Genomic DNA, 20,338 nt, shown 5'->3' with positions numbered 1-20,338 from the left:
ACCTCCTTCAGGTGAATATCTTCATGAGCATCGTTGGTTCGATGTGGCGTGCAGGGTCAACGACGGTAACAGCGCGGGGAGTTGAGGATGCACCAGTTTGAACAGTTACTCCGTTCCGTGGTACTGGCGTGGGGCAAGACCGACCAGAACGGTGACAGCGCCCGGCGGGGAGGCCCAGCTTGGAACCCGCTGCTCGCTCACCTCCTGGACGTCGCTGCCACCGCCGGGGTCCTGTGGGACCGCCACCTCCCTCCGCACATCCGAAAGCGGCTCACCGAAGCGTTCGGCGCAGGCAACGAAACGACGGCCCGGCAGGTCGTGATGCTGCTCGCAGCCCTCCACGACCTCGGCAAAGCTTCAGACTGCTTCCTCGGACAGTGGCAGCACGGCCGCGGAAAAACGCAGATGAAGGCCCAAGCGAAAACCTGGGAGGAGCAGGCCCGCGCCGCTGGACTCCCTCTTGGCGACGACCTTGCCCACGCCTATTACGCCCGGCACGAGCACATCGCCGCCGCAGCACTCCCCCGGCTCCTGGGCTGCGCCTGCACGGAATGCGGCGGCACCGGCACACGCCACGAAGGACTGCACGATGCCGGGGCGCTCCTCGGCGGCCACCACGGCCACATCCCCCACCCGGAAACCGTCGACCGGGCCCGCGGCGCCGCGCCCGTCACGCAGTGGGGGGACGTCCACGCGGCCATCGTTCAAACAGTCGCCGAGACTGTCGGACTCGACCTCGCCAACGTGGCGAAGGCAGTCAACCCGGTCCGGCCCTCAGCCCGAGTCGCATTCCTCTACCTGATGTACCTGGCGGACTGGGTCGCCTCCGACACGGAATTCTTCAACTTCCGCGTCCACACCACCCCAGTCACCGACTGGTGGCAGGCCGCTCTGCAGGAGGCCGACCGGGCCGTTCACGCCCGGCGCCTCACCCGATGGCAGGCACGGCCCGTCACCTGGGAAGAAATGTGGCCCGACACCCCTTCTCCCCGCGCCTTCCAAACCGACGGCATGCGCCTCGCACCAGCCGAAGGTCAGGCCATGATCGTCGTGGAATCGGACACCGGCTCCGGCAAAACGAGACTCGCACTCTGGATGGCCCACCACCTGGCACGCACCTGCGGCTACAGCGGCCTGTACATGGCCCTGCCCACACGAGCAGCCGGAAACCAGGTCGCCAACGAACTCAAAAAACTTCTGCACGCCGTGCTGGCCCCCGGCGAAGTGCGGGACATGGCCCTCGTACACGGCACAGCCCAGGCAACCGACCTCGTCCACGAGCTGGTCGACGCACACCAGGCACACGGTGACCCACTGACCGATCTTTCCGCCACCGTAGAAACTGCTACCTGCACTGACAGCGGCCAGGCCGTCCTCAACCCGTGGTACCTGCGACGCTGCCTCGCACTGGTGGCCGGCTTCGGAGTCGGCACCGTCGACCAGATCGCCCTCGCCCCGCAAGGATCACGGCACTGGGCCCTGCGCCTGGGAGCCCTCATGTGCAAAGTCGTCATCATCGACGAAGCACACGCCTACGAACTCTTCCAGCAAAACCTCTTGAGCGCCGCAGTCGAATGGCTGGCAGAGGGCGGGGCCTCCCTGGTCGTGCTGTCGGCGACCCTCCCCCGAAGCATCCGCAACGAGCTGACTACTGCCTGGCGACGCGGCCTCGGCACGACCGGTCACGACGACGGAACAGCAGGACCGATCATGGTCCTCGACCACAACGGCCGGATCAGCCGCGGCGGCCCCCTCCCCCACGATCCGCACACCCCCAAACTCCTGACAGACATCCAACTCATCAAAGATCCCGGCGACACCAGCCTGGTCGCCCACCTCCTCAACCAAGCCCGCAACGGCGGATGCGTCGTCGTCCGCAGCACCCGAGTCGGCCCATGCCAATCCCGCTACCGAAAAGCACTCCAGCTCGCCAGCGCACACGGCTGGCAACCCGACGAGATACTCATCCTCCACGGCATGCTGCTCCCGCGACACCGCCTGCAGTTGGAGACACGCCTCGCCGACATGCTCGGGCCCGGCCCAAGAGGCCTACGCAACCGCGACCGACCCGGCCGCCTATTGGTTCTCGCGACAGGAGTGATCGAACAGTCCCTGGACCTGGACTTCGATCACGGCGTGACAGACCTGTGCCCCATCGACGTAGCCGTCCAGTTCCGCGGCCGTATCCACCGGCACGCCGTCAATGATCTGCACCGCCCCTCCTGGTGCTGCACGCCCCGGCTCTCCATGCTCTGGCAGCCCGGCACAGACGGCCTGCCCATCGTGGAACCCCCGGACTTCACGGCTGGACGGCCCATCGGCACCTACGACGGCCTGGTCTACGCCCCCTACGTCCTGGCAGCCAGCTGGCACACCCTCGCACAGCGCCGCGACCCCGACGGGATAGTGCGGCTCGAGACCCCACGTGATTCCGAATGGGCACTGGAAAGCGTCTACGGTGAAGCGATCCAGGTCGCAGGGCCGGCACAAGCCCTCCTCAACCGCACCCGCACTGCCCACCTCGACGCCCTGGCCGACGAGGCGCTTCAAGCCGAAGCCCGACTATTCCGACCCTTTACCCGCCGACGCCGTACCCCCGTAGCCACCTACGACCTCGCCTCCGGCAACAACCAGGGCGACGGCGACAACGGCGGCCTCACCGGTATCGCAGCCGTCTCCCGCCTCGGGGAAGATTCCGTCGACTGCCTGATCCTCTACCAGCAGCAGAACGGCACAATCACCTACGACCACGAAGGCATGCACAAAGCCGACCTCGGCCAGCGCTCCCCGAGCCGCGATGTAAGCGCCTACCGGCGACAGCAGAAAGATCTACTCGCCAACACACTCGCCCTCCCCGCGCGCTGGTGGCTGGGCCGACACCCATTGCAACCCATCGCAGACTGGTCCCGCCACCCACACCCAGCCCTGAGAAACAAACCAGTGATCCTCCTGTCGCCGACGGGAACGTGTCTCAGCGGCCCCGTCGGTATGCTCCGCTACGACCACACCACTGGGCTGGAACGCTCATGATCATGCCGTTCCGCCTTAAGATAAGGACACTTCATGCTGTCTTGGAGTAAATGGCAGACGCAGACATGAGACAGGCCTAACACTCGCTATTCAACAATGAAGCGGCACGAACTTGAAAGGGCGGTAGGCACCTTCTGCCGGACTCCCCGAAACTCATGAAAACGACGACACACGCGCCATAGACCCGCAGGTCACCTAAACTGCTCCCCGCGCCCGCAGGGATGGTCCCGGCTCACCGTTGGGAACCTCGGCCACGATGCGCTGCTCCCCGCGCCCGCGGGGATGGTCCCATCACCCAGGCGACGACCTTGTCCGGGTCAATCTGCTCCCTGCGCCCGCGGGTGATGGTCCCCCGAGCTGCGCTTCCTCGGAATCGGCGTGTCCGCTCCCCGCGCCCGCAGGGATGGTCCCCGGGTGCCGGCCGAGTTCCGGCCCTTGCTCAACTGCTCCCTGCGCCAACGGGGATGGTCCCGTGATGCGCTGACCGAGGCAGGCCCGGTCCGACTGTTCCCCACGCCTGCGGGGATGGTCCCACCAAGTGCCCGGGCCCGGACCTGTACGAGTGCTGCTGCCCGCGCCCGCGGGAATGATCCTTCGAAGCGCTTGTCGTACGCGGTCTGTGCCGTCTGCTCCCCGTGCCCGCGGGGATGGTCCCAACGGCAGCGCGTTGTCCCGCAGTGGCAGCACTTGCTCCCCCGCGCCTGCGGGGATGGTCCCAACTGGCCCGACGTCGACCGGGATTACGCCCTCTGCTCCCCGCGCTTGCGGGGATGGTCCCGCCGCGTGCAGCACGGCGCCCAGCCACCGATCCTGCTCCCCGCGCCTGAGGGGATGGCCCTGTCATGAGCCAGAAGGAGCGCTAGGGCTTCACTGCTCCCCTCCGAGAGAATGGTCCCCAGGCGCGCAGATGGACGCCTTGAAGAACTGCTCCCAGCGCCCGCGTGGATGATCCCCTGCTAACCGGCGACGCCCGGATACTCGCCTGTTCCCCGCACTCGCGGGGATGATCCCGACCACGGTTGCAGCAGCGCAGAACGACGCCTCATGGCGTCGCGTCTGCCTCTTCCCGCCAGCTGCCAGATGTCATCCGCCGGTGCTCCTGTCCTACGGCGGCCGCCGGACGAGGCTGACCCGGGCCCCGTAGGTCGGCCGTCCGGCCGCCCGGGGCACCGCGCGGTAGGCATGCTGCGCGCTTCGGTGGAGAAGAAGGAGGGGGTGTTCGGACACGACGTTGCAAGCGTGGCGTAAGCGGTGCATAGGAAGGCTGTGGAGCAGCTAAGCAGCGGTGGGCCGGGTGCGGCGCGAAGTCGTCCAGGAGGCTGGGGGCGTACGCGGCAGCTTCGGTGGCCCGTGTCCGACCAGCTTGGGCGCACACCGCCCCGGTCTCGTGGTTGCTGAGCTGGTCGTTAACCTCAGCGGATGATTTTTGAACCGCCGTCGAAGGTCATCACGCGTCTCCGCGACGGGCGGATTCAGGCCTACGTCGCGGGCGCCGGCGTCTATGGGACGTTGGAGCCCGCAGCGGTTTTTCAGCCATGGGAGGGTGAGGAGGTCATAGCGTCGGTCGTCCGGCAGGATTTTGAGCGGGCTGTGTACACGACCCTGAACGGAGTCGTGTGCCTTACGCGTGCCGGCGACCTTATGTGGGCTTCGGACTTTGAACCGCGCTCCGATGTACGTCATGGCCACCGGCCTGGCTGTGCGCTGTCTTCGGACGGCCGGACGGCGTGGGTCTACCGGCCAGACGGGATAGCGGGCCGCGGAGGCGGGGACCAGTGGGTCGTGCACGACGCCGACAGCGGTGTGGTTCTCGCCCGCTACGAGCTGGACACGGTCGAGCACGGCGCCTTCCACCACGTACATCCCGGGGACGGCAGCATCTACCTCGAGATCGGTGAGGGCCAGGACGGCTCCGTCATTGTCCGGGGCACTGATGGGACGGACAGGGAGCCGGAGTTCGTGACGTACCCGTGGCGGGACCGCTGTCTGATCGATCTGGCTCCGTCCGGGCGTCAGTTCATGACCGTGGACCACGGGCAGGCGGATGTTGCCTTCCATGACCACCCCAACGGTGAGGTGCTCTTCACCTTCCCTGTCGAAGCTTTCGGCTACGACCCGGAGGAGTCTTTCGTGGAATGGAGCGGCGGCTACCTGAGCGAGGACACAGCTATCGTCACCCTGGGCGGTGAGAGTCATGACGAGGAGGAGTAGTTCCGTCACCACCTGGTCGACGTACGCACGGGCACCCTCAGCGGGGAGTTGCACGTCGGGGCGAGTGACCCGTACGAGCTGGTGCCCCTAGGCGACGGTTCGTGGCTCACCGGTGGCCCGGGCGACGACCCCGTCCGTTGGTCCAGCGCGCCGCAGCCGTCGCCGCCGCCGCACCCGGCCGCTTCAAGCTCTCTCGACGAGAGGCAGCAACCGTGATGGCCAACCCTCGAGTGACGCTGATTCCTCAGGCGCCTGAAGGCCTGAGCCGGCGAGCTCAATACTTCGTCGAGCAACACGGGCTGCGGGTTCCGCACCGCGACCTCAAGGTCCTGCGGGAGGCCTGGTTCGGGCAAGGGGTACCGGCTGCCGAAGATTGACCGGGCTGTCGCCTTCCAGGAGCGCTGGGGCGGTCTCGCTGTGCCCCCGGCCCCCGAGTACGAGGGCGGCCCGCGCGTTTTGGAAGCCGATGCCCCCGAGGGCTCGGTCGCGTGCGGCTGGCGGTTCCCGGCCGGCAGCTGTCGCGTCTCCATGGCCCACGGATTCATGATCGGGTCAGGAGGTGAGTTCGGGATCGACGCTGACCGCTGCACGCCGCTGCACGCCAGTACGGAGGGGTGGGTGGAAGCTCTGGCGCTGGCCAGCCACGCGGGCTACTGGGCCAAGACCATCACGAAGATCAGCGGCAGCGCCGTCGAGGACCTGAACCTCAATGGGTTTGAGCCGGTACCAGAGGTCCAGGGACTCGCTGACACCTGGTGGCGGGGCAAGGACTCGCTCATCGCCATCTACCGCGGTGAGGCCTCAGGCTTCAGCGCCGCAGTCCGCTTCCTGTAGGACCTGGTGGGACCCTGCCCATCTGCCTCAGTGGGGGAGGCAGATGGGCAGGGTGGCTATGAAGGGGCCCGCCTGGCGGGCGGCTCGCTGAGACGTCATGTCCGGTAGGACTGTCCGGAGTTGACGATGCCCCAGGTCAGCGCGCCCGCGAGTGGGACCAGGACAGCGAGGTACGCCCACTTACGCCAGTCACGCACCGGATTCCACCCCCGGCTGGCCGAGTGCGTGCCCGCCGGCGCTGATGAACTGGGCGACGGTGCGCGGCAGGCACAGGGCGCCGGCGGACTCCATGGGTACCGACCAGTACGAGGCCTGCGTCGCGGGGGCGTAGTGGTCCTGGTCGGGGGGTGGCACGCCGAGGTAGGCGCCGCGGCCGAGGCATTCGATGTCCTGGCGTGCCCACTGCGCGACCAGGTCGTGCCGGGTCTGCGGGACGCGGCCCGGGACGAGGACGTAGTAGCGGCGGCCGCCGTGCATGGCGCAGATGACGGGGCCGCCCTTGAGGGCGTGGGCGAGGAAGGTGTCGGTGGCGGGCAGGCTGGTCTTGCGTGCGAGCGCCTGGACCATGGCGGCGGGGATGCGCACTGCGGACATGAGACCGCCGAGCGGGAGCATCGCCAGGCCGTGCTCCGACCACTGGCAGCGGGCCTTGGCGCGTGCCTGGCTGGTGGGGAGCGTTGACAGGAGCCAGTGTTCGGTGGCCAGCCGCCGGTAGGCTCCGGGGTGGACGCTCACGCCCGGTGGGGTCTCGGCCGGTGCGGGAGCGGGGGTGCGGGGTGTGGTCATCTGGCCGCCTCCCCGCGGTGAAGGTGGCACTTGCACGGCGGGTAGTAGGTGTCCTGCCGCAGAGGCGGCGCGGCGTTGGTGGCGGGTTTCACTGAGCGTGTGCCGGCGTCGCTGGTGACTGTGCCGCGGCGGTCGACGGTGTAGACCCGGATGGTCATGGCGCCGGGCGAGGTACGGTCCTGCATGTCGGCGCTCCTGGGGCGTTGGCCAACCCCCGGGAGGTGTGACCGCCTCGCCGGGGTCCTTGCTCCCTCTGACACTAAGAGTGTGATGTGCAGCACTTCCAGTGATGTTCATAGATGTTCACGAAGGTTGGGCCGTGCTGGTGGTTGCCGGATTTTCGTTCTTGACTCGCTGTGTCGGCGAGGCGACCGTATGTACATCCGTGCACAGGCGAAGCGTTGGAGGTAGCCATGTCATTACGGTTCATCGGCATCGACCCGAACAGTGGACAGGGTGAGAGCCCGACTGTCTGGGTCGACGAAGGCCGGGGTGAGCTGGTCATCCAGGGGTGGAAGCCGGACACTTCGACCGAGGCAGAGTGCGCCTCGTTGGAGACGCCCGGGCACGCCATCGGGATCCCCGCTCACGAGCAGGTGGTGCGGGTACCGGCGCGCATGGCAGGGATTCTGAGGGAGGCGTGCGATGTCCTTGAGCGTGCCAAGTTGGGATGAGCTGCTGGACGGCGCCCGCGAGTCCGCAGTCCACCTCGAGATGCGGGACACCTACAGGGTCGCCGGCGAGACCGACGACTTCCGGGCCTGGCTGGAGACCGGCCGGGCCGACACCGATCCGCAGTCCCCGCACTGGCGGCCGTGGGTAGCCCTCGTCCGCCGGACCGTGGCGCGCGGGGTACGGGTTCGCCGGGCCCGCATCGTGTCCGAACCGGTCAGCGACTATGTGCGCTACGAACACACGGGCACGGTGGTGAACGTCGCCGCAGGGGAAGAGGTGCGATGGCTGCCGCGCAGACAGGCCTCCGACATCGCCCTGCCGGGCAACGACTTCTGGCTGATCGACGGACGCCTGATCCGGTGGAACCACTTCACCGGTGAGGGGGCGAGCGCCCCGGGGGAGGTCAGCGACGACCATGCGGTGGCACGCCTCTGCGCGACGGCGTTCGAAGCCGTCTGGGCCCGGGCCATCCCTCACGACGAGTACAAGACCCAGTAGCGAGATGAAAGGCCCAGCCGCACCACATGGCAACGTCCCCGTCCTCCTCAGCCCAAGCCGCACGCGAACGCGTCGCGCGGCGCCTGCGCGACCTGCGCGCGGACGCAGGGCTGACCGGGACCGAGCTGGCCAGACGGTGCGGCTGGACCCACCCCAAGACCTCGCGGCTCGAGAACGCCCGCACCCCACCGACGCCGGACGACATCCGCCGGTGGTGCAGCGCATGCCGTGCTGACGCCCAGGCCGATGACATCATTGCCCAGTCCCGCGACGCCGAGTCCATGTACACGGAGTGGCGGACTCACATGCGGGCCGGCCTCAAGGCGCTGCAGGGCAAGGACCCACACCTCTTCCAAGACACCACGCTCTTTCGCGTCTACTCCGCCTCCCTCGTACCCGGCCTCCTCCAGACTGAGGGATACGCCGCTGGAGTCCTCGAGATCAGCGCCCGCTTCCACGACCTCCCGGTGGACGACAGCGCGGATGCAGCAAGAGCCCGTGTCGAGCGCAGCCGCATCATCCACGAAGCCGGCCGCCGGTTCGTGTTCGTCATAGAGGAAGCGGCCCTGCACTACCGGGTCTGCGACGCCGACGCTATGGCTGCCCAGCTCGGCTTCCTTCTCACCGCCGGCGCCCTGCCTCAGGTCTCCCTCGGCGTCATCCCTATGGCCACCGCTGCGCGGGAGCAGTGGCCACGGGAAACCTTCCACGTCTACGACGACCGCCTGGTCAGCATCGAACTCGTCTCCGCCCGAATACGGATCACACAGCCCTCCGAGATCGCCCTGTACCTGCAGTCCTTCGAGCAGCTCCGCGCCGCAGCCGTGTACGGAGCCGAGTCCCGCGCGCTGATCCTGCGGGCCATCGAGGCCCTGCAGTAGACAGAGGCGGCCGGACAGGGCCGAGGATCTCAGTCGATGATGCGGACGGCGACGGGTTCGGCTCCGTCGAGCAGGTTGCGCAGGGCGTCCTTCACGCCGGCGATGCTGAGCCCGTAGTCGGCCGGGCCTACGCCACCGGGTAGCACTCGGCAGGTCACGCGATACTCCACTGTGCCTCCTGCCTGTGACAGCAAGCCGCCCCCGAGTGTCAGGCCCCGGGGGCGGTGCATCGAGCGTAACGGCCGCCCCCGGCAACCGGCGGGCGCAACAGCGGCGGCCCTTGATGCCCGACGGGGTCAGCGTTCCAGGAGCCGGTTGATCGTGGTGCGTGACACGCTCGTGGTCTGCTGCACCTCGGTCCTGGTCAGCCCGGCGTCGTGGACGGCCCACGTCACCAGCGGGTCACGCAGGTCCCGTACGTCCGCCCATCCCTCGAGCAGTCCCCGCGCCAGTGTCTGTACCAGGCTGGCTCGCGGCGTCCCGGGCCAGCCGGGAAGTGCCCATGCCGAATGCACCGGAGCCCGGCCCGGGTCGGGTGCGAGCGCCAGGGCCTTGCGCAGCTCCGCGCCCACCAGTCGCTCAAGACGGTGTGCGATCAGCTGGGCCAGCGGCGCCAGCTTGTAGTCGCTGCCCGAGCCGGCCTCCTCGAGTTCACTGGCGGTGGCCATGGTGAACAGCTCCTGTGCTATGCCTTCGTCCACCGGGTCGCCGCAACCGCGGGCGAGCTCGGCCTTGGTGAGCAGCCCGCGCGCGGTGTCGAGACTCTGGCGCAGTTGCGCCGCGATGGCGAGGCAGCGCACTGTGGCCGCCCAGGGTTCGATCGCTTCGGCCTGTGCCGCGCCCAGCTCCTCGGCGGCCAGTGTGCCGGCGATCTCCAGTGCGCAGACCGCGAGGCGTTGGGGGCCGTCCATGAGCGCGAGGTGTACGCCGTGCGCCCGCCACGTGCCGTCGCTGTTCGTCCAGCGGTGCATGCCGACCGTGCCGATGACGTAAACCCCGCTGCTGCGGACGTCGGTCGTGATCTCCATACCCCACCCTGTATGTATCGTTCCACGCCTGCACCGCATCGAACGATACGCCGATAGATCACGGGATCCCGAGACACGCAACAGTGGCCCCCTGTACGGCCCGTCACCGGGCCGTACAGGGGGCCACTTTCTAATCCTCTGTCAGCTGTGCGGTGCGGCGGTCGACACGGTCCACCGCATCCCGCAGCGAGGAGCCCGAGTTGGGGCGCACCTCGTGCTCGACGCTCGTCAGCCGGGACTCGATCGCGTCCAGCCGCGCCATGACCGCCGGCCGTGCGGCCACCCCCGGCCTCGACCCCACCTCCTGCCAGTCATCGACGAAGTCGTCCACACGCATCACGACGCGCCGCATACCGCGCACCAGCCGCCACAGCATCACCAGGATCCCCGCCAGCGCGGTGCCGGCCACGCACCACACGACGATCGTGTCCACCGCGGGCACGCCGGTCGAGCCCGACTCGATCTTGCCGAAGACCGAGCTGCTCATGGCACGGCCGGCGTCGGTGATGCGGGCGGCGACGTACGCCTGGTCCCAGCCGCGGCGCTGGCGGTGCCGGGCGACGGCGGCCGCGACGTGCTTGCCGCACTCGCCAATCTGGATGGCCCGAGCCGCCATGATCGCCTCCTCTGTACGCCGGGGGCCGGCCCGCGATCACGGCGGGTGCCTGGCCGGCCCGGGGAGAGAGAAAAACAGCTGGGCGCGGGGTTGCGATATGTCCGATCTCTAAAAATCGCGGACGCCCTCGGCCGGATCACGTCCGCTCGACCTGCTCGCACATCTCTGACCTGCGCTTTTGCGCAGTCCGCTGCATCGTCGCAGGTCAGCGGCTTGCCTGCCCGCGTGGCGTCAGGGGTGTCGCGGCCGGGCGCCTGCCGCACGGTCCGACTGACGTGGAGCTCGCGAGCGGGTTGCGCAAAAGCGCAGTTCAGAGGCTTGTGACTGGCGTGCGGGCTCCCGAGTTTCGGAGCCGCTCCGGTAGATGCCTCGCGGGCGGGCAAACGTGGGCTCCGCTCGAGACATCCCGGTCACCACGTCACGTCAGTGCGAGCTCGGCTTTCAGGCAGCGGATCTGCGAGGGGCTGAGGACCTCGACCCATGTGCGGCCCTCGACTGCCCACCGGGTGCGGCAGCCGGGGCAGGTCCAGGTGCGAGGTGCCTGCCAGCGGCGTCGGCGCCAGGGCCGAGGGCAGCTCGGCGTGCAGGCGACCAGGTCGCAGTTAGCGAGGGCGTCTGTGAGGTCGTGGGCCACGAGGTCCGCGTCGCTGAGGGGGCCGAGGTGCACCACGAGTCAGCCCCGCATCCGTGCGATCCAGCCAGCCAGGCGTCAGGCCAGGCGGCCGTGCCACGACAGGGAGCGTTCGAAGTCGGCGACCAGGCGCTGCAGGTGCGCCTCGATGCCGGCGGCGCGCAGCTCGTCCGGGGGCGGGGGCATGGAAGGTTCCTTACAGCCTTGTGCCTCGCGTTCGCCTTGGGGCGCGTGCTCGGCCGCCAGGCCGGCCATGGTGGCCTTCAGCTCGGTGTGGTCGATGCGGCCGCTGCTGTAGCCGCAGCTGCACACGACCATGACCTTGCCGGTCTGCCGGCGTTCCAGCCAGCGCTCGCCCTCGGCGGTGAGGCCGCAGGGCCGCGACTCGGTCTGTGCGAAGACGTGAACGTTGTGGTCGAGGGTCCACGCTTGGGAAGCTGGGTCGCTGTGCGCAGGGCCCTGCCCGCTGGGCTGCGGGTAGGCGATGGGGCCGACTTCCAAGGCGTCATCCTTCACGGGCCAGCAAACCAGTCGACGCTGGTGTGCAGCTGGACGACGTCAGCGAGCGGCCGGTCGCTCTTCTCGCTGTTGCAGCGGCAGAGGCAGACGGGGCAGCCGTCGACGCCGTGGATCGGGGCGAGGTTGTCGGGGTCCTTGCGCGCGCCGCCTCGGCTGACGGGGTGGATGTGGTCGACGGCGTCGGAGGCGCCGTGGCTGGCTTTATTCACGGGTTGTGGGTTCTGGCACAGATCTTGGGGAGCCATTGCGGAGGGTAACGGAGTTGTTCGATTGAGAGGGGTACGAACCCTGGTTGCTCGACGTGAACGCTCACCTCGTACCCTCCGCACATGACTAATGATCCGTTCCAGTGCCGCTGCGTCCTCTGCCATGACTACGGCGACCGGGACGAAGCGGACCGCATGGATCTGACGGTCATCGAGCATGTGCAGCAGCACGGATGGCACGTCGTGATGGTTCCCGAAGACGAGATCGGCCCTGCATTCGCCTACACGGTCGGCCTCGCGCACACTCACGGCGGACCTGAACTCGCCATGTTCGGGCTCGATGTCCACGTCATGCACCGCATGCTCAACACGCTCGGAGAGAAGTCCGCCGCGGGTGAAACGCTGGCGGCCGGCCAGAGCCATCCTGATGTTGTCGCCGGCCATCGAGTCGCGCTCAGGCAGGTTGATCGCGGTTGGTACCGGACCTTCTTCGGGCAGGCCATCGGGTTCTAGCGGCCGCCTCTCCCCGTGCTGCAAGTCGCGTGGCCTGACGCCGAGGGCCGTTTCCACTGGGATGAGCAGGCTGGCGAGAGGCATCGCGAGTCACAGCCTCAGTTGTGGCTGCCTCCGAGTGACCATCCTGCCGGGATCTGGACGACCGAACTCTGATCTCCTGGCTGGGAAGCGGCGAGCCGGCACCCGGGCGACGCACTACTGAAGCAAGATCATCTTGCGTAGGAGTTGGAATTCGGCTCGGCCATAGAGCTGTCTCTTGATCTTTTTGATGCGGTTCACGGCGCCTTCGATGCTGCCCGAGCTCCAGTCCAGGGTGAGGCCGGCGGTCACGGCGTCGAGGTCTCGGAGCAGGTGGAGTGCAAAGCCAGTGAGCCCGGGCAGCTGGCTGGCGTCGACTGCGTCGATCCAGGCCGGGAGCGTGGAGCCGAGGCGGCCGGTGAGTATCTCGCCGAAGTCGCGGACGTGTCCGGCGGCCGTATCCAGTTCGGGACAGCGGGTCAGGAGGTCCTTCAGGCTGACGCGGTCCTGCTCGCTCAGGGCGGTGGGGTGGCGGGTCAGCCAGCCGGTCACCTGCCGTACCGTCGGTGGCCGCGGCGGTGCGGCGGATGGAGCCTCGCGCAAGGTGGCGATGTGGGCGCGGACCATGCCGTAGGTGACGGGAGCTTGCTCGGCGACCAGCTCGCCGTGGAGTTGGGTGACGCTGGTGCATCCCTCCGCGAATCGTCGTTCGAGGTAGGGCTTGTAGGGGTCGAGCCTGCTGGGCCGGGGCCGGTTGTCGCGGATGGTGTCCTGCCAGTGTGCGGCGTTCGCGTACCGGAGGACGGTGTTGAGGCCCCAGCCCAGGTGCCGGGCGATCGCCCGGCGTGAGCGACCCTGGGCGAGCATCTCGTGTACCAGGGCGTGTGCGGCCTTCTTGCGCTCGGCCCGCCGGCCGAGGGGCTCCACGTCGCTCTGCGGCCGATCGGAAGCTGGTCGGGTGTCCTGCGGCAGGAGGCCGCTGGGCATCGGGGTGCGCAGGCAGTCACGGTGGGCGGCTACGCAGGTCTCCACAGCGCGGCCGAGGCCCTGCCACAGATGGAACCGGTCGGCGACCTGCAGAGCGCCGGGGGCACCGCGGCGAGCGCCCTCGGCGTAGGCGCCCGCCCGGTCCCGGCAGATGATCTCCACGCCCGGGTGGCGGATTAACCAGGCGGTCAGCGGTCCGGCCTCGCGAGTCGGGAGCACGTCGACCACGCGATGGTCTTCGACGCTGGTCAAGACGGTGGAGTAGGTCTGGCCGCGACGGATCGCGAAGTCGTCCACGCCCAGCACGCGCGGTGTGCTGAACTGTGGATCAGGCAGTGCCATCACCCTGCGTAACAAGGTCATTCTTCCCGCGCCGAATCCCAGCTGGGCCGCCAGGCGGGCGCCGGCCCGCCCGGCCAGTGCGAGTGCCACTCGCTCCAAGGCACGGTTGAGCCGAGCCGTGAACCGTGCGTACGGGGCAGCCAGTCGGGAGAACGGCTCGGCGAACGTCCGACGCGGGCAGGCCACCGACCCGCAGATGAAGCGCCGGACCGTCAGCCGGATCACAAAGCCCTGCTCAGCGAGCGGAAGGTCCTTCAGCCTGCGCTGGTAACGGTCGTGGACCCGGTCCGAGAAGTAGCCGCAGTCCGGACACGCCGCCGCGGCCCCGCGGCCTCTCGCCACCACCTCGACCGTGCCGAACACGGCCGCAACCGCCTCGACCTCCACCTCGTCGATCCCGCCGAACACCAGCGAGTCCCAGAACGGCGCATTGATCTGCATGACCAGCACCATCACCGTCCACAGCCGACCAGAGCAGCGAACGGAATAAACCTGAGGGAGCGTCACTTCTGGCTGTCAGACGCCAAGGCGTACGCCGTCTCACACGAGCCAGACTCCTCGCAATCGAACACCGAGGTAACGCTCCGCCATCGCTCCCCAAGATCTGTGCCAGAACCCACAACTTTCTCATGAACATCTGCGGGCCCGCAGCGTCTCAACTGCCGTCCGGACCGGCGAACAAACGCTGCCGCTTGAAGTGAACGAAGCCACCGTGGCCGCAGACGATGCACACGTCGCTCTCGCGCAGGATGCGGGCGCGCAGCTGGCGGTACTCGTAGCTGGTGAGTTCGTCTCGCCCCGTCGCCACGGTCACCTCCGAACATGGCGAGGCCCGGCCACGCTGGGCGGTCCGGGCCGGTGTGAGCTGGATGCTCAGTAAGTGGGGCAGATGTGCTTGTGCGCTGCGTCGAGGATCTTCTGCGCCGTGGGGGCGTCGCGGCCCTCGGGGTGCGTGGGCGACGTGAAGCGCATGCGGGTGGTCTTCACCTGCTGGGCCTTATCGTCTGGGTAGCGCTTGTAGGTGCTGCAGGTGTCGATGCCGCGGCTGACGGCCTTGTCTTCCTTGCCGTGAACGATGTCAGGATCGATGGCGTCGAGGGCGTTGATGTACGCCTTCCAGTCGGCGGGCTGAGGCGTGGGCGGCAGGCCGGCGGCCTCGCGGGCCTGGGCCTTCTGCTCGTCCGTGAGCCCGGGCTGGGTGGTGCTCGGCGTGGGGCTGGAGGTCGTTGCATCGTCGCTGCTGCCGCAAGCGGTGAGGCCGACGGCGGTGACGAGGGCGAGCAGGGCGGTACAGGCCGCAGTGCGGGTGTTCATGGTCCCCCCATGATGTGCTGGTGTTAAGGGGCATCATCGCGCGGAGTGCCTGGTGTGTGCCGGGGTGTGTCCGTTCCGTGATCGGAGGGAGCGCCCGTTGCGGGGGCTATCGGCCACGGTCGCTACCTGCTTGGTCAGGCCTGCGGGATGGCCCACTCGACGGGCGCGGCGCCTTCGGGCTCGTAGACGAGCCGCTCGGGGCGCTTGCTGCTGGGCACGGGGAACGCGATTTTGCCGCGTGCGCAGTTGCCGGAGCGGATGGTGCGGTCCATAGGGAATTCGGGCTTGGGCATGTCGCCCCCTGTAGAGCCGGTGACTTCGATGTTCGTTCCGTCGGCGTAGGTGAGGTGCCAGGGGAACTGGCTGACGCCGAGAAGTCGACGGTGCCGGCGTTGCACACCTTGACGTCAGCGGCGGCCCATATGTCTCCGCCCTGTGTGTCGGTGGGCGCCTCGATGTTGGTGACAGGTTGGGTGTAGCTCAGGGCTTGCACGTTGGCACGGAGGCCGGGTGTGGTGTCGTCGGTGACGTCTGCTTTGGTGCCGAGCTTGAGCAGCTCGTCGGCCTTCTCTGTCTCGGTGGCCGGCGATGCCGTAACGGTCTGAGTGACGGTGACGCGGATCGTCTTGGGCTCGCCATCGGTGCTGCAGGCGGTGAGGGCTGCGGTGAGCGCGAGCAGGGCGGCACAGGAGGTGGTGCGGGTGTTCACGGTCCCCCAGGGAGTGCTGGTGCTGAGCGGGCATCATCGCGCGGGGTGCGCAGTACGTGAGCGCGATGTGGCCGTTCTGTGACCGCTCAGGCGGGCTGGGACCAGCCGAGGGCGACGAGGGCCGCTGCGGTGTCCTCGGGGACCTGCGTGACGACCTGGCCGTCGACAACGGCCAGGTCCAGGGCGAGGTCTACAGTGAGCGTGGCCGGGCCGTCCTGGTCGAGGCCACCGCGGATAGTGACATCGCGTACTCCCTTGAGGCGCGTGCCGTCGACAGCGATCGTGCCGGTTGGCCCAGTGAGGTGGACGAGGGCCTTGTGCAGTTCCATGGCGTTCCTGGGGTGGTGCTCGGTGTCCGGGCGCTGCCTGGTAAGCGGTCTGTGCGGTCGTGTGACGGGCTTGTGACGGCCTGACAGAATCCGGTCAAGGACCAAGGGGACGCGGCCGTATGGGCTGCAGGGATCGGTGTGATCGGCACTTCGATCGGGGCGTTCGGTGGGTACTTCGCTGGGCGGGCGCAGGGCAGGGCCACTGTGGACGGTGTCAGGTTGCAGCTGTCGGGCCAGCGTGAGGACGCCGTATGGCAGGCGGAACTTGATGCGTTCGCGGCGCTGATCGATCAGTTCAACGCGGCTCGGATGCAGATCGGGACGGTCGTCGCGAAGTTCGAGGCGTCGAGGCGTGAGCTGCGTCGACTGTCGCCTCACGGGGGCGGTACGCGTGAGGAGGCATACGCGGCTCTGATGGAGTGCGTGAGGGAACTGGTCGTCAGGGAGAACGCTCTGCGGCTGCGGACTGCTCGGACGTATGCCAATGCGGCCACTGCGGTGCGGGTGCAACTCCTCGATGTGCTCGAGGTCTTGCAGGCCTACTGCGTTGCGCGGGCACGTGGTCGTCGTGCCTGGAGCCTGCACAGGCAGTTCACTTCACAGATGGCTGGCTATATTTCCGATCTGGATGCCTTCGTTAGGGATGCACAGGAGAGGTTCTCGCGGCCTCGGCCGGGGAGCTGAAGGGTTTGCGCCTGCCGCCCGGGCGCTGTCCCGTACAGCGGCCCTCACGCGTACGGCCCGGGCGGCAGGTGTCAGCGGGTGCCGATGCCGGCCAGGCGCAGGGCGCGGCTGCGGGTCGCTTTCTCGGCGCGGGCGATGTCGGCGAGGGTGTAGAGGGGGCGGCCGTGTTCGTCGAGGCCTGCGACGTGGAGGTGGCCGCGCGCGACCCAGTTGCAGATGGCGAGGCGGGTGACGGCGGCCGCGCCGGCGCTGTGGGCGCGGCGCCACTGGGTGGCCATCTCGGCGGCCTGGGCGCCGGTGTAGAGCTGGTGGGTCACATGCTCTCACCCCCTCCGGGACGTGCGGCAGCCCCCGGTGTTCGCCGGGGGCTGTGGGGTGTGGGCATACGTGTGGCGCTGGCACCATGTTCACGCCAGCCGGGGATCTTGTCGGCGAGCCCGGTCAGCGAGGGCATCGCGGCGGCGAACCCGGCGGCCATCGCACGCGCCGGGATCCTCTACCTCAACGGGCGAGTCAATCAGCCGCCAACGGCACGTCCGGCAGCAGGCCCGGACCATCGCCGCCATGACCTCAAACCCCGCCGTCCCGGCACGCGAACCAGCGAGCGGCTAAGTGAAAAGCCCCGGTTCCGCTGCCGGAGCATCCTGCCAGTGGGCGGGGACACGCCATGCGTTCAACTTCGGTTCTTCTTCTCCAGCTCGTCCACGTAGTTATACGCCGCGTTGCTGCCCTGCCTGCCAGGGGAACGCTCCACGATCGCTTTGTCCGTCGCCGGGTCGCCGCTGAGGTACGTCTCGGTAAGGACGTAGGGCAGGCCATCTACACGGAACCGGATGTTGCCGTCGGGGTACTCGCTGACGCGGACCTTGCGGCCGTCGGGAGCCGGGGGCAGGGATCAGCGGTGGTGCGGGTCGTACAGCCCCGCCCGTGCACTCAGCGCGGCGGGGCCATTTCCGGAGGACGCATTGACACCCCCCATATCCGGCCGCCCCAGACGCACGCTGGTGCTGACGGCCACGCTCGGCGCCGTCCTCACGTTCGGCGCCCCGGGCGCCCTCGCGGGCACACTCCCCGCCGCGCCGGCCGCCAAGGCCCCCACTGCGGCCGCCTCTCCGGCGTCCCGGAGCGCTGCGAGTACGAGTGCAGCCTGGGTGGCCGGTACGCGTGCCTACCTCGTGATCACCGCCCCCGGTGACAGCTCTGCGGTCCGCTCTGCGATCGCGGCCAACGGCGGCACCGTCTTCTCCGCCTACGACGCCATCGGCGTGATCGTCGCCCACTCGGCCTCCAGCGGGTTCGCCACTACCCTGCGCAGCGTCCCCGGCGTGCAGCAGGTCGGCGCCACGCGCACCTCGGACGTCCCAGCCGATGCCTACAACCCGGCGCTCCCAGCCGATCCGGCCCAGGCCTCTACCCCGGCCGGGGAATCCGTACGGGCCGATGTGAGCCAGATCAAGGCCGACCAGGCCTGGGCCGTGAATCCGGGCTCCCCCTCCGTCAAGGTCGGCATCCTGGACACCGGTGTGGACGACCGGCACCAGGACCTGGCGCCTAACTTCGACGCAGCCGACTCGGTCTCCTGCGCCTACGGCAAGCCGGACACCCGTGCCGGCGCCTGGCGCGACGTCGACACGCACGGCAGCCACGTGGCGGGCACCGTCGCCGCGGCCAAGAACGGCAAAGGCGTCGTCGGCGTGGCCCCCGGGGTGAAGATCGCCGCAGTCCGGGTCGCCGAACCAGGCAACTCCTTCTTTTTCGCCGAGAACACCATCTGCGGCTTCGTCTGGGCAGGTGACCACGGCTTCAAGGTCACCAACAACAGCTATTACACGGACCCCTGGCAGTTCAACTGCCCCGACAACATCGACCAGGCCGCCATCATCGAGGGCGTCAAGCGCGCCCAGGAATACGCCAAGAGCAAGGGCTCCCTCCAGATCGCCGCGGCGGGCAACGAGAACTACGACCTCGCCCACAAGACGACCGACTCTGCGAGCCCGAACGACTCGACGCCGGTCACCCGCACCATCACCAACGCCTGCCTCGACATCCCGACCGAACTGCCGGGCGTAGTCACGGTCGCAGCTAACGGCACGGGCGTCACCAAGGCCTCGTTCTCCAACTACGGGCAGGGCGTCATCGACGTCGCGGCGCCTGGCAGCAACGTGTACTCCACCGTCCCCGGCGGCGGCTACGGCAGCAAGAGCGGCACCTCAATGGCCACCCCGCACGTGGTCGGCGTGGCAGCACTCATCGCCAGCGCCGAGCCGGGCATCACTCCGGCGCAGCTCCGCGCCAGGCTGGCCGCCCAGGCCAACGACATCGCCTGCCCCTCGGACAACCGCTGCACGGGCACTACGGCGAACAACTCGTTCTTCGGCGAAGGACAGGTCGACGCCCTCAAGGCCGTCGGGACCACCCCGCCGCCCGGCGCGTACTTCGAGAACCTCGCGGACTTCGCCGTTAACGACAGCGCCACCGTGGAGAGCCCGATCACTGTCACCGGCGTGAGCGGCAACGCCCCTGCCACCCTCAAGGTTGGTGTGGACATCAAGCACACCTACATCGGTGACCTGAAGGTCGACCTGGTGGCGCCGGACGGCACCGTCTACACGCTACACAACCGCTCCGGCGGCAGCGCCGACAACATCGCCCAGACCTATACCGTGAACGCCTCTTCGGAGGTTGCGAACGGCACCTGGAGGCTCCGCGTCAACGACAACGCCGCCTCCGATACGGGCAAGATCGACGCCTGGACCCTCACCTTTCGACGCCCCGTGTCTGCGCCGCGGCGCTGAAGGGCGCCCCGCGCTGCTGGTGGGGATCGAGGGCCAGCCGGCCGAACCCGATCAACTCGGCGGTCGTCTGCCCGATGACGGCCAAGGCGTTGTCCGTGCGCGGTGTTGCCGTCGCGGCCGCAACCGACCGGGCCACGATCTGCTCGACCTGCTCGCGGTCGCGGGGTTCGAACGACAGATGTTCCGTGGCTGCTGGGCTGCCGTAGATGGCGAGTACCGCATCAACGTCCGCGGCCGCGAGTTCCCTCAGGGCAAGGCGTGCGCTGGAGCGGGTGACCGGGTGCATGCCCGGGACCTTACCCCCGGGGGGCAGCGCGGGTCGGCCAACGGGGAAGGCCTCGTTCTCGCGGGGGTCGTGCGCGGCAACGGCGGCCGCTACCCGGTCGACGGTCATGGCGTTCCGCACGCGCACCAGGGAGACGATGGTCCCGTTGCTGTGGTGGGAGGAAGGCAGGTCTAGCGGGGGCAGGATGGCGGCTGCCACGCCGTCCACCTAGCACCGAGCCTATGCCCAGGTGATGGCTATTTTGTGTGGGCTTCGGCGACTGGCCGGTCTGCCCCACTGCCCTGTCCAACGTCGGCCTGTCCGCATCACCGGCCCGCAGGGGAAGCCACCAGGCATCCGGTCTCTCGTCGCTGCTTGTGGAGACCGGGCCGCGAATACGGTCTTCACCACCGCTCGCAAGGGTGGCGATCGTGCGAGAGCGCAACCGCCGCCCCCTCATGATG

At 68.6% G+C, this 20,338-nt stretch carries 22 protein-coding genes and 1 pseudogene; 9 read left to right on the top strand and 14 right to left on the bottom strand.

What is annotated here, in order from left to right; translation table 11 throughout:
• The first annotated feature begins 87 nt into the window (after nt 1–87).
• The 3 genes and pseudogenes from cas3 (at nt 88) to E4U91_RS39850 (ending at nt 6,075) form a co-directional block, all read left to right on the top strand.
• The gene (gene cas3, locus E4U91_RS36530) at nt 88–3,030 is read left to right on the top strand and encodes a CRISPR-associated helicase Cas3' (RefSeq protein WP_137311329.1); all 2,943 of its coding nucleotides are present in this window, start codon (nt 88–90) and stop codon (nt 3,028–3,030) included.
• Nucleotides 3,031–4,449: 1,419 nt separating this feature from the next.
• A pseudogene (locus E4U91_RS36525) lies at nt 4,450–5,457 on the top strand (hypothetical protein).
• Nucleotides 5,458–5,769: 312 nt separating this feature from the next.
• Nucleotides 5,770–6,075 (top strand): hypothetical protein, encoded by a 306-nt coding sequence (locus tag E4U91_RS39850; protein ID WP_338326712.1) that lies wholly within the window; start codon nt 5,770–5,772, stop codon nt 6,073–6,075.
• Between the two features lie 189 nt (nt 6,076–6,264).
• Here the strand turns inward: E4U91_RS39850 and E4U91_RS36515 are convergent, their stop codons facing one another.
• Both E4U91_RS36515 and E4U91_RS36510 read right to left on the bottom strand, forming a co-directional pair.
• Nucleotides 6,265–6,861, bottom strand: coding sequence for a hypothetical protein (locus tag E4U91_RS36515; RefSeq protein ID WP_137311328.1), 597 nt, complete (start codon nt 6,859–6,861; stop codon nt 6,265–6,267).
• Nucleotides 6,858–7,046 (bottom strand): hypothetical protein, encoded by a 189-nt coding sequence (locus tag E4U91_RS36510; RefSeq protein ID WP_137311327.1) that lies wholly within the window; start codon nt 7,044–7,046, stop codon nt 6,858–6,860. Before E4U91_RS36510 ends, E4U91_RS36515 begins: the two co-directional genes overlap by 4 nt.
• 228 nt (nt 7,047–7,274) lie before the next feature.
• Here E4U91_RS36510 and E4U91_RS39430 point away from each other — a divergent pair, with 228 nt between their 5' ends.
• The 3 genes from E4U91_RS39430 to E4U91_RS36495 are packed head-to-tail and all read left to right on the top strand — an operon-like array spanning nt 7,275 to nt 8,915.
• The gene (locus E4U91_RS39430) at nt 7,275–7,535 is read left to right on the top strand and encodes a hypothetical protein (RefSeq protein WP_137311326.1); all 261 of its coding nucleotides are present in this window, start codon (nt 7,275–7,277) and stop codon (nt 7,533–7,535) included.
• Nucleotides 7,507–8,034, top strand: coding sequence for a DUF6879 family protein (locus E4U91_RS36500; protein ID WP_137311325.1), 528 nt, complete (start codon nt 7,507–7,509; stop codon nt 8,032–8,034). The genes E4U91_RS39430 and E4U91_RS36500 overlap by 29 nt, the downstream gene beginning before the upstream one ends.
• A gap of 26 nt (nt 8,035–8,060) precedes the next feature.
• Nucleotides 8,061–8,915 (top strand): helix-turn-helix domain-containing protein, encoded by an 855-nt coding sequence (locus E4U91_RS36495; RefSeq protein WP_137311324.1) that lies wholly within the window; start codon nt 8,061–8,063, stop codon nt 8,913–8,915.
• Nucleotides 8,916–8,944: 29 nt separating this feature from the next.
• Here the strand turns inward: E4U91_RS36495 and E4U91_RS39710 are convergent, their stop codons facing one another.
• From E4U91_RS39710 to E4U91_RS36475, 5 genes are all read right to left on the bottom strand, one after another.
• Nucleotides 8,945–9,073, bottom strand: a complete 129-nt coding sequence (locus E4U91_RS39710; RefSeq protein ID WP_277755379.1) for a hypothetical protein — start codon at nt 9,071–9,073, stop codon at nt 8,945–8,947.
• A gap of 138 nt (nt 9,074–9,211) precedes the next feature.
• A complete protein-coding gene (locus E4U91_RS36490; protein WP_137311323.1) occupies nt 9,212–9,943 on the bottom strand; it encodes a hypothetical protein in 732 nt (243 codons plus the stop codon).
• Between the two features lie 130 nt (nt 9,944–10,073).
• Nucleotides 10,074–10,559 carry a hypothetical protein gene (locus E4U91_RS36485; protein WP_241678963.1) on the bottom strand — a complete coding sequence of 162 codons (486 nt, stop codon included), beginning with the start codon at nt 10,557–10,559 and terminating at the stop codon, nt 10,074–10,076.
• 709 nt (nt 10,560–11,268) lie between these two features.
• Nucleotides 11,269–11,691, bottom strand: a complete 423-nt coding sequence (locus E4U91_RS36480; RefSeq protein WP_137311322.1) for a hypothetical protein — start codon at nt 11,689–11,691, stop codon at nt 11,269–11,271.
• Nucleotides 11,692–11,702: 11 nt separating this feature from the next.
• Entirely contained in the window at nt 11,703–11,918 is a 216-nt protein-coding gene (locus E4U91_RS36475) for an HNH endonuclease (RefSeq protein WP_241678962.1), read from the bottom strand.
• A gap of 120 nt (nt 11,919–12,038) precedes the next feature.
• Here E4U91_RS36475 and E4U91_RS36470 point away from each other — a divergent pair, with 120 nt between their 5' ends.
• On the top strand, nt 12,039–12,428 hold the full coding sequence (locus E4U91_RS36470) for a DUF4262 domain-containing protein (protein ID WP_241678961.1): 390 nt from the start codon (nt 12,039–12,041) through the stop codon (nt 12,426–12,428).
• 198 nt (nt 12,429–12,626) lie between these two features.
• Here E4U91_RS36470 and E4U91_RS36465 read toward each other — a convergent pair whose 3' ends face one another.
• From E4U91_RS36465 to E4U91_RS36445, 5 genes are all read right to left on the bottom strand, one after another.
• A complete protein-coding gene (locus tag E4U91_RS36465) occupies nt 12,627–14,231 on the bottom strand; it encodes an ISL3 family transposase (RefSeq protein ID WP_241678995.1) in 1,605 nt (534 codons plus the stop codon).
• A gap of 202 nt (nt 14,232–14,433) precedes the next feature.
• On the bottom strand, nt 14,434–14,586 hold the full coding sequence (locus E4U91_RS39425; RefSeq protein WP_241678960.1) for a hypothetical protein: 153 nt from the start codon (nt 14,584–14,586) through the stop codon (nt 14,434–14,436).
• A 65-nt stretch (nt 14,587–14,651) separates the two neighbouring features.
• Nucleotides 14,652–15,092, bottom strand: coding sequence for a hypothetical protein (locus E4U91_RS36455; RefSeq protein WP_137311320.1), 441 nt, complete (start codon nt 15,090–15,092; stop codon nt 14,652–14,654).
• Between the two features lie 134 nt (nt 15,093–15,226).
• The gene (locus tag E4U91_RS39420) at nt 15,227–15,385 is read right to left on the bottom strand and encodes a DUF4352 domain-containing protein (RefSeq protein WP_241678959.1); all 159 of its coding nucleotides are present in this window, start codon (nt 15,383–15,385) and stop codon (nt 15,227–15,229) included.
• 502 nt (nt 15,386–15,887) lie between these two features.
• A complete protein-coding gene (locus E4U91_RS36445) occupies nt 15,888–16,130 on the bottom strand; it encodes a hypothetical protein (RefSeq protein WP_137311319.1) in 243 nt (80 codons plus the stop codon).
• A 138-nt stretch (nt 16,131–16,268) separates the two neighbouring features.
• Here E4U91_RS36445 and E4U91_RS36440 point away from each other — a divergent pair, with 138 nt between their 5' ends.
• Nucleotides 16,269–16,814: a hypothetical protein gene (locus E4U91_RS36440; RefSeq protein ID WP_137311318.1), complete on the top strand. Its 546-nt coding sequence runs from the start codon at nt 16,269–16,271 to the stop codon at nt 16,812–16,814.
• Between the two features lie 71 nt (nt 16,815–16,885).
• Here E4U91_RS36440 and E4U91_RS36435 read toward each other — a convergent pair whose 3' ends face one another.
• Nucleotides 16,886–17,131 (bottom strand): MerR family transcriptional regulator, encoded by a 246-nt coding sequence (locus tag E4U91_RS36435; protein WP_137311317.1) that lies wholly within the window; start codon nt 17,129–17,131, stop codon nt 16,886–16,888.
• A gap of 687 nt (nt 17,132–17,818) precedes the next feature.
• Here E4U91_RS36435 and E4U91_RS36425 point away from each other — a divergent pair.
• Nucleotides 17,819–19,609, top strand: coding sequence for a S8 family peptidase (locus tag E4U91_RS36425; RefSeq protein ID WP_137311531.1), 1,791 nt, complete (start codon nt 17,819–17,821; stop codon nt 19,607–19,609).
• On the opposite strand, the gene E4U91_RS39415 is transcribed toward E4U91_RS36425, so the two are convergent.
• On the bottom strand, nt 19,572–20,093 hold the full coding sequence (locus tag E4U91_RS39415; RefSeq protein ID WP_241678958.1) for a hypothetical protein: 522 nt from the start codon (nt 20,091–20,093) through the stop codon (nt 19,572–19,574). The two genes, E4U91_RS36425 and E4U91_RS39415, sit on opposite strands and share 38 nt — an antisense overlap.
• Nucleotides 20,094–20,338: the final 245 nt, after the last annotated feature.

The organism is Streptomyces lasalocidi (assembly GCF_005280215.1).
In the GTDB taxonomy this organism is placed as follows: Bacteria; Actinomycetota; Actinomycetes; order Streptomycetales; family Streptomycetaceae; genus Streptomyces; species Streptomyces longwoodensis.
The sequence above is the reverse complement of the archived record's forward strand: the minus strand, read 5'-3'. Positions and strand labels throughout refer to the sequence as shown.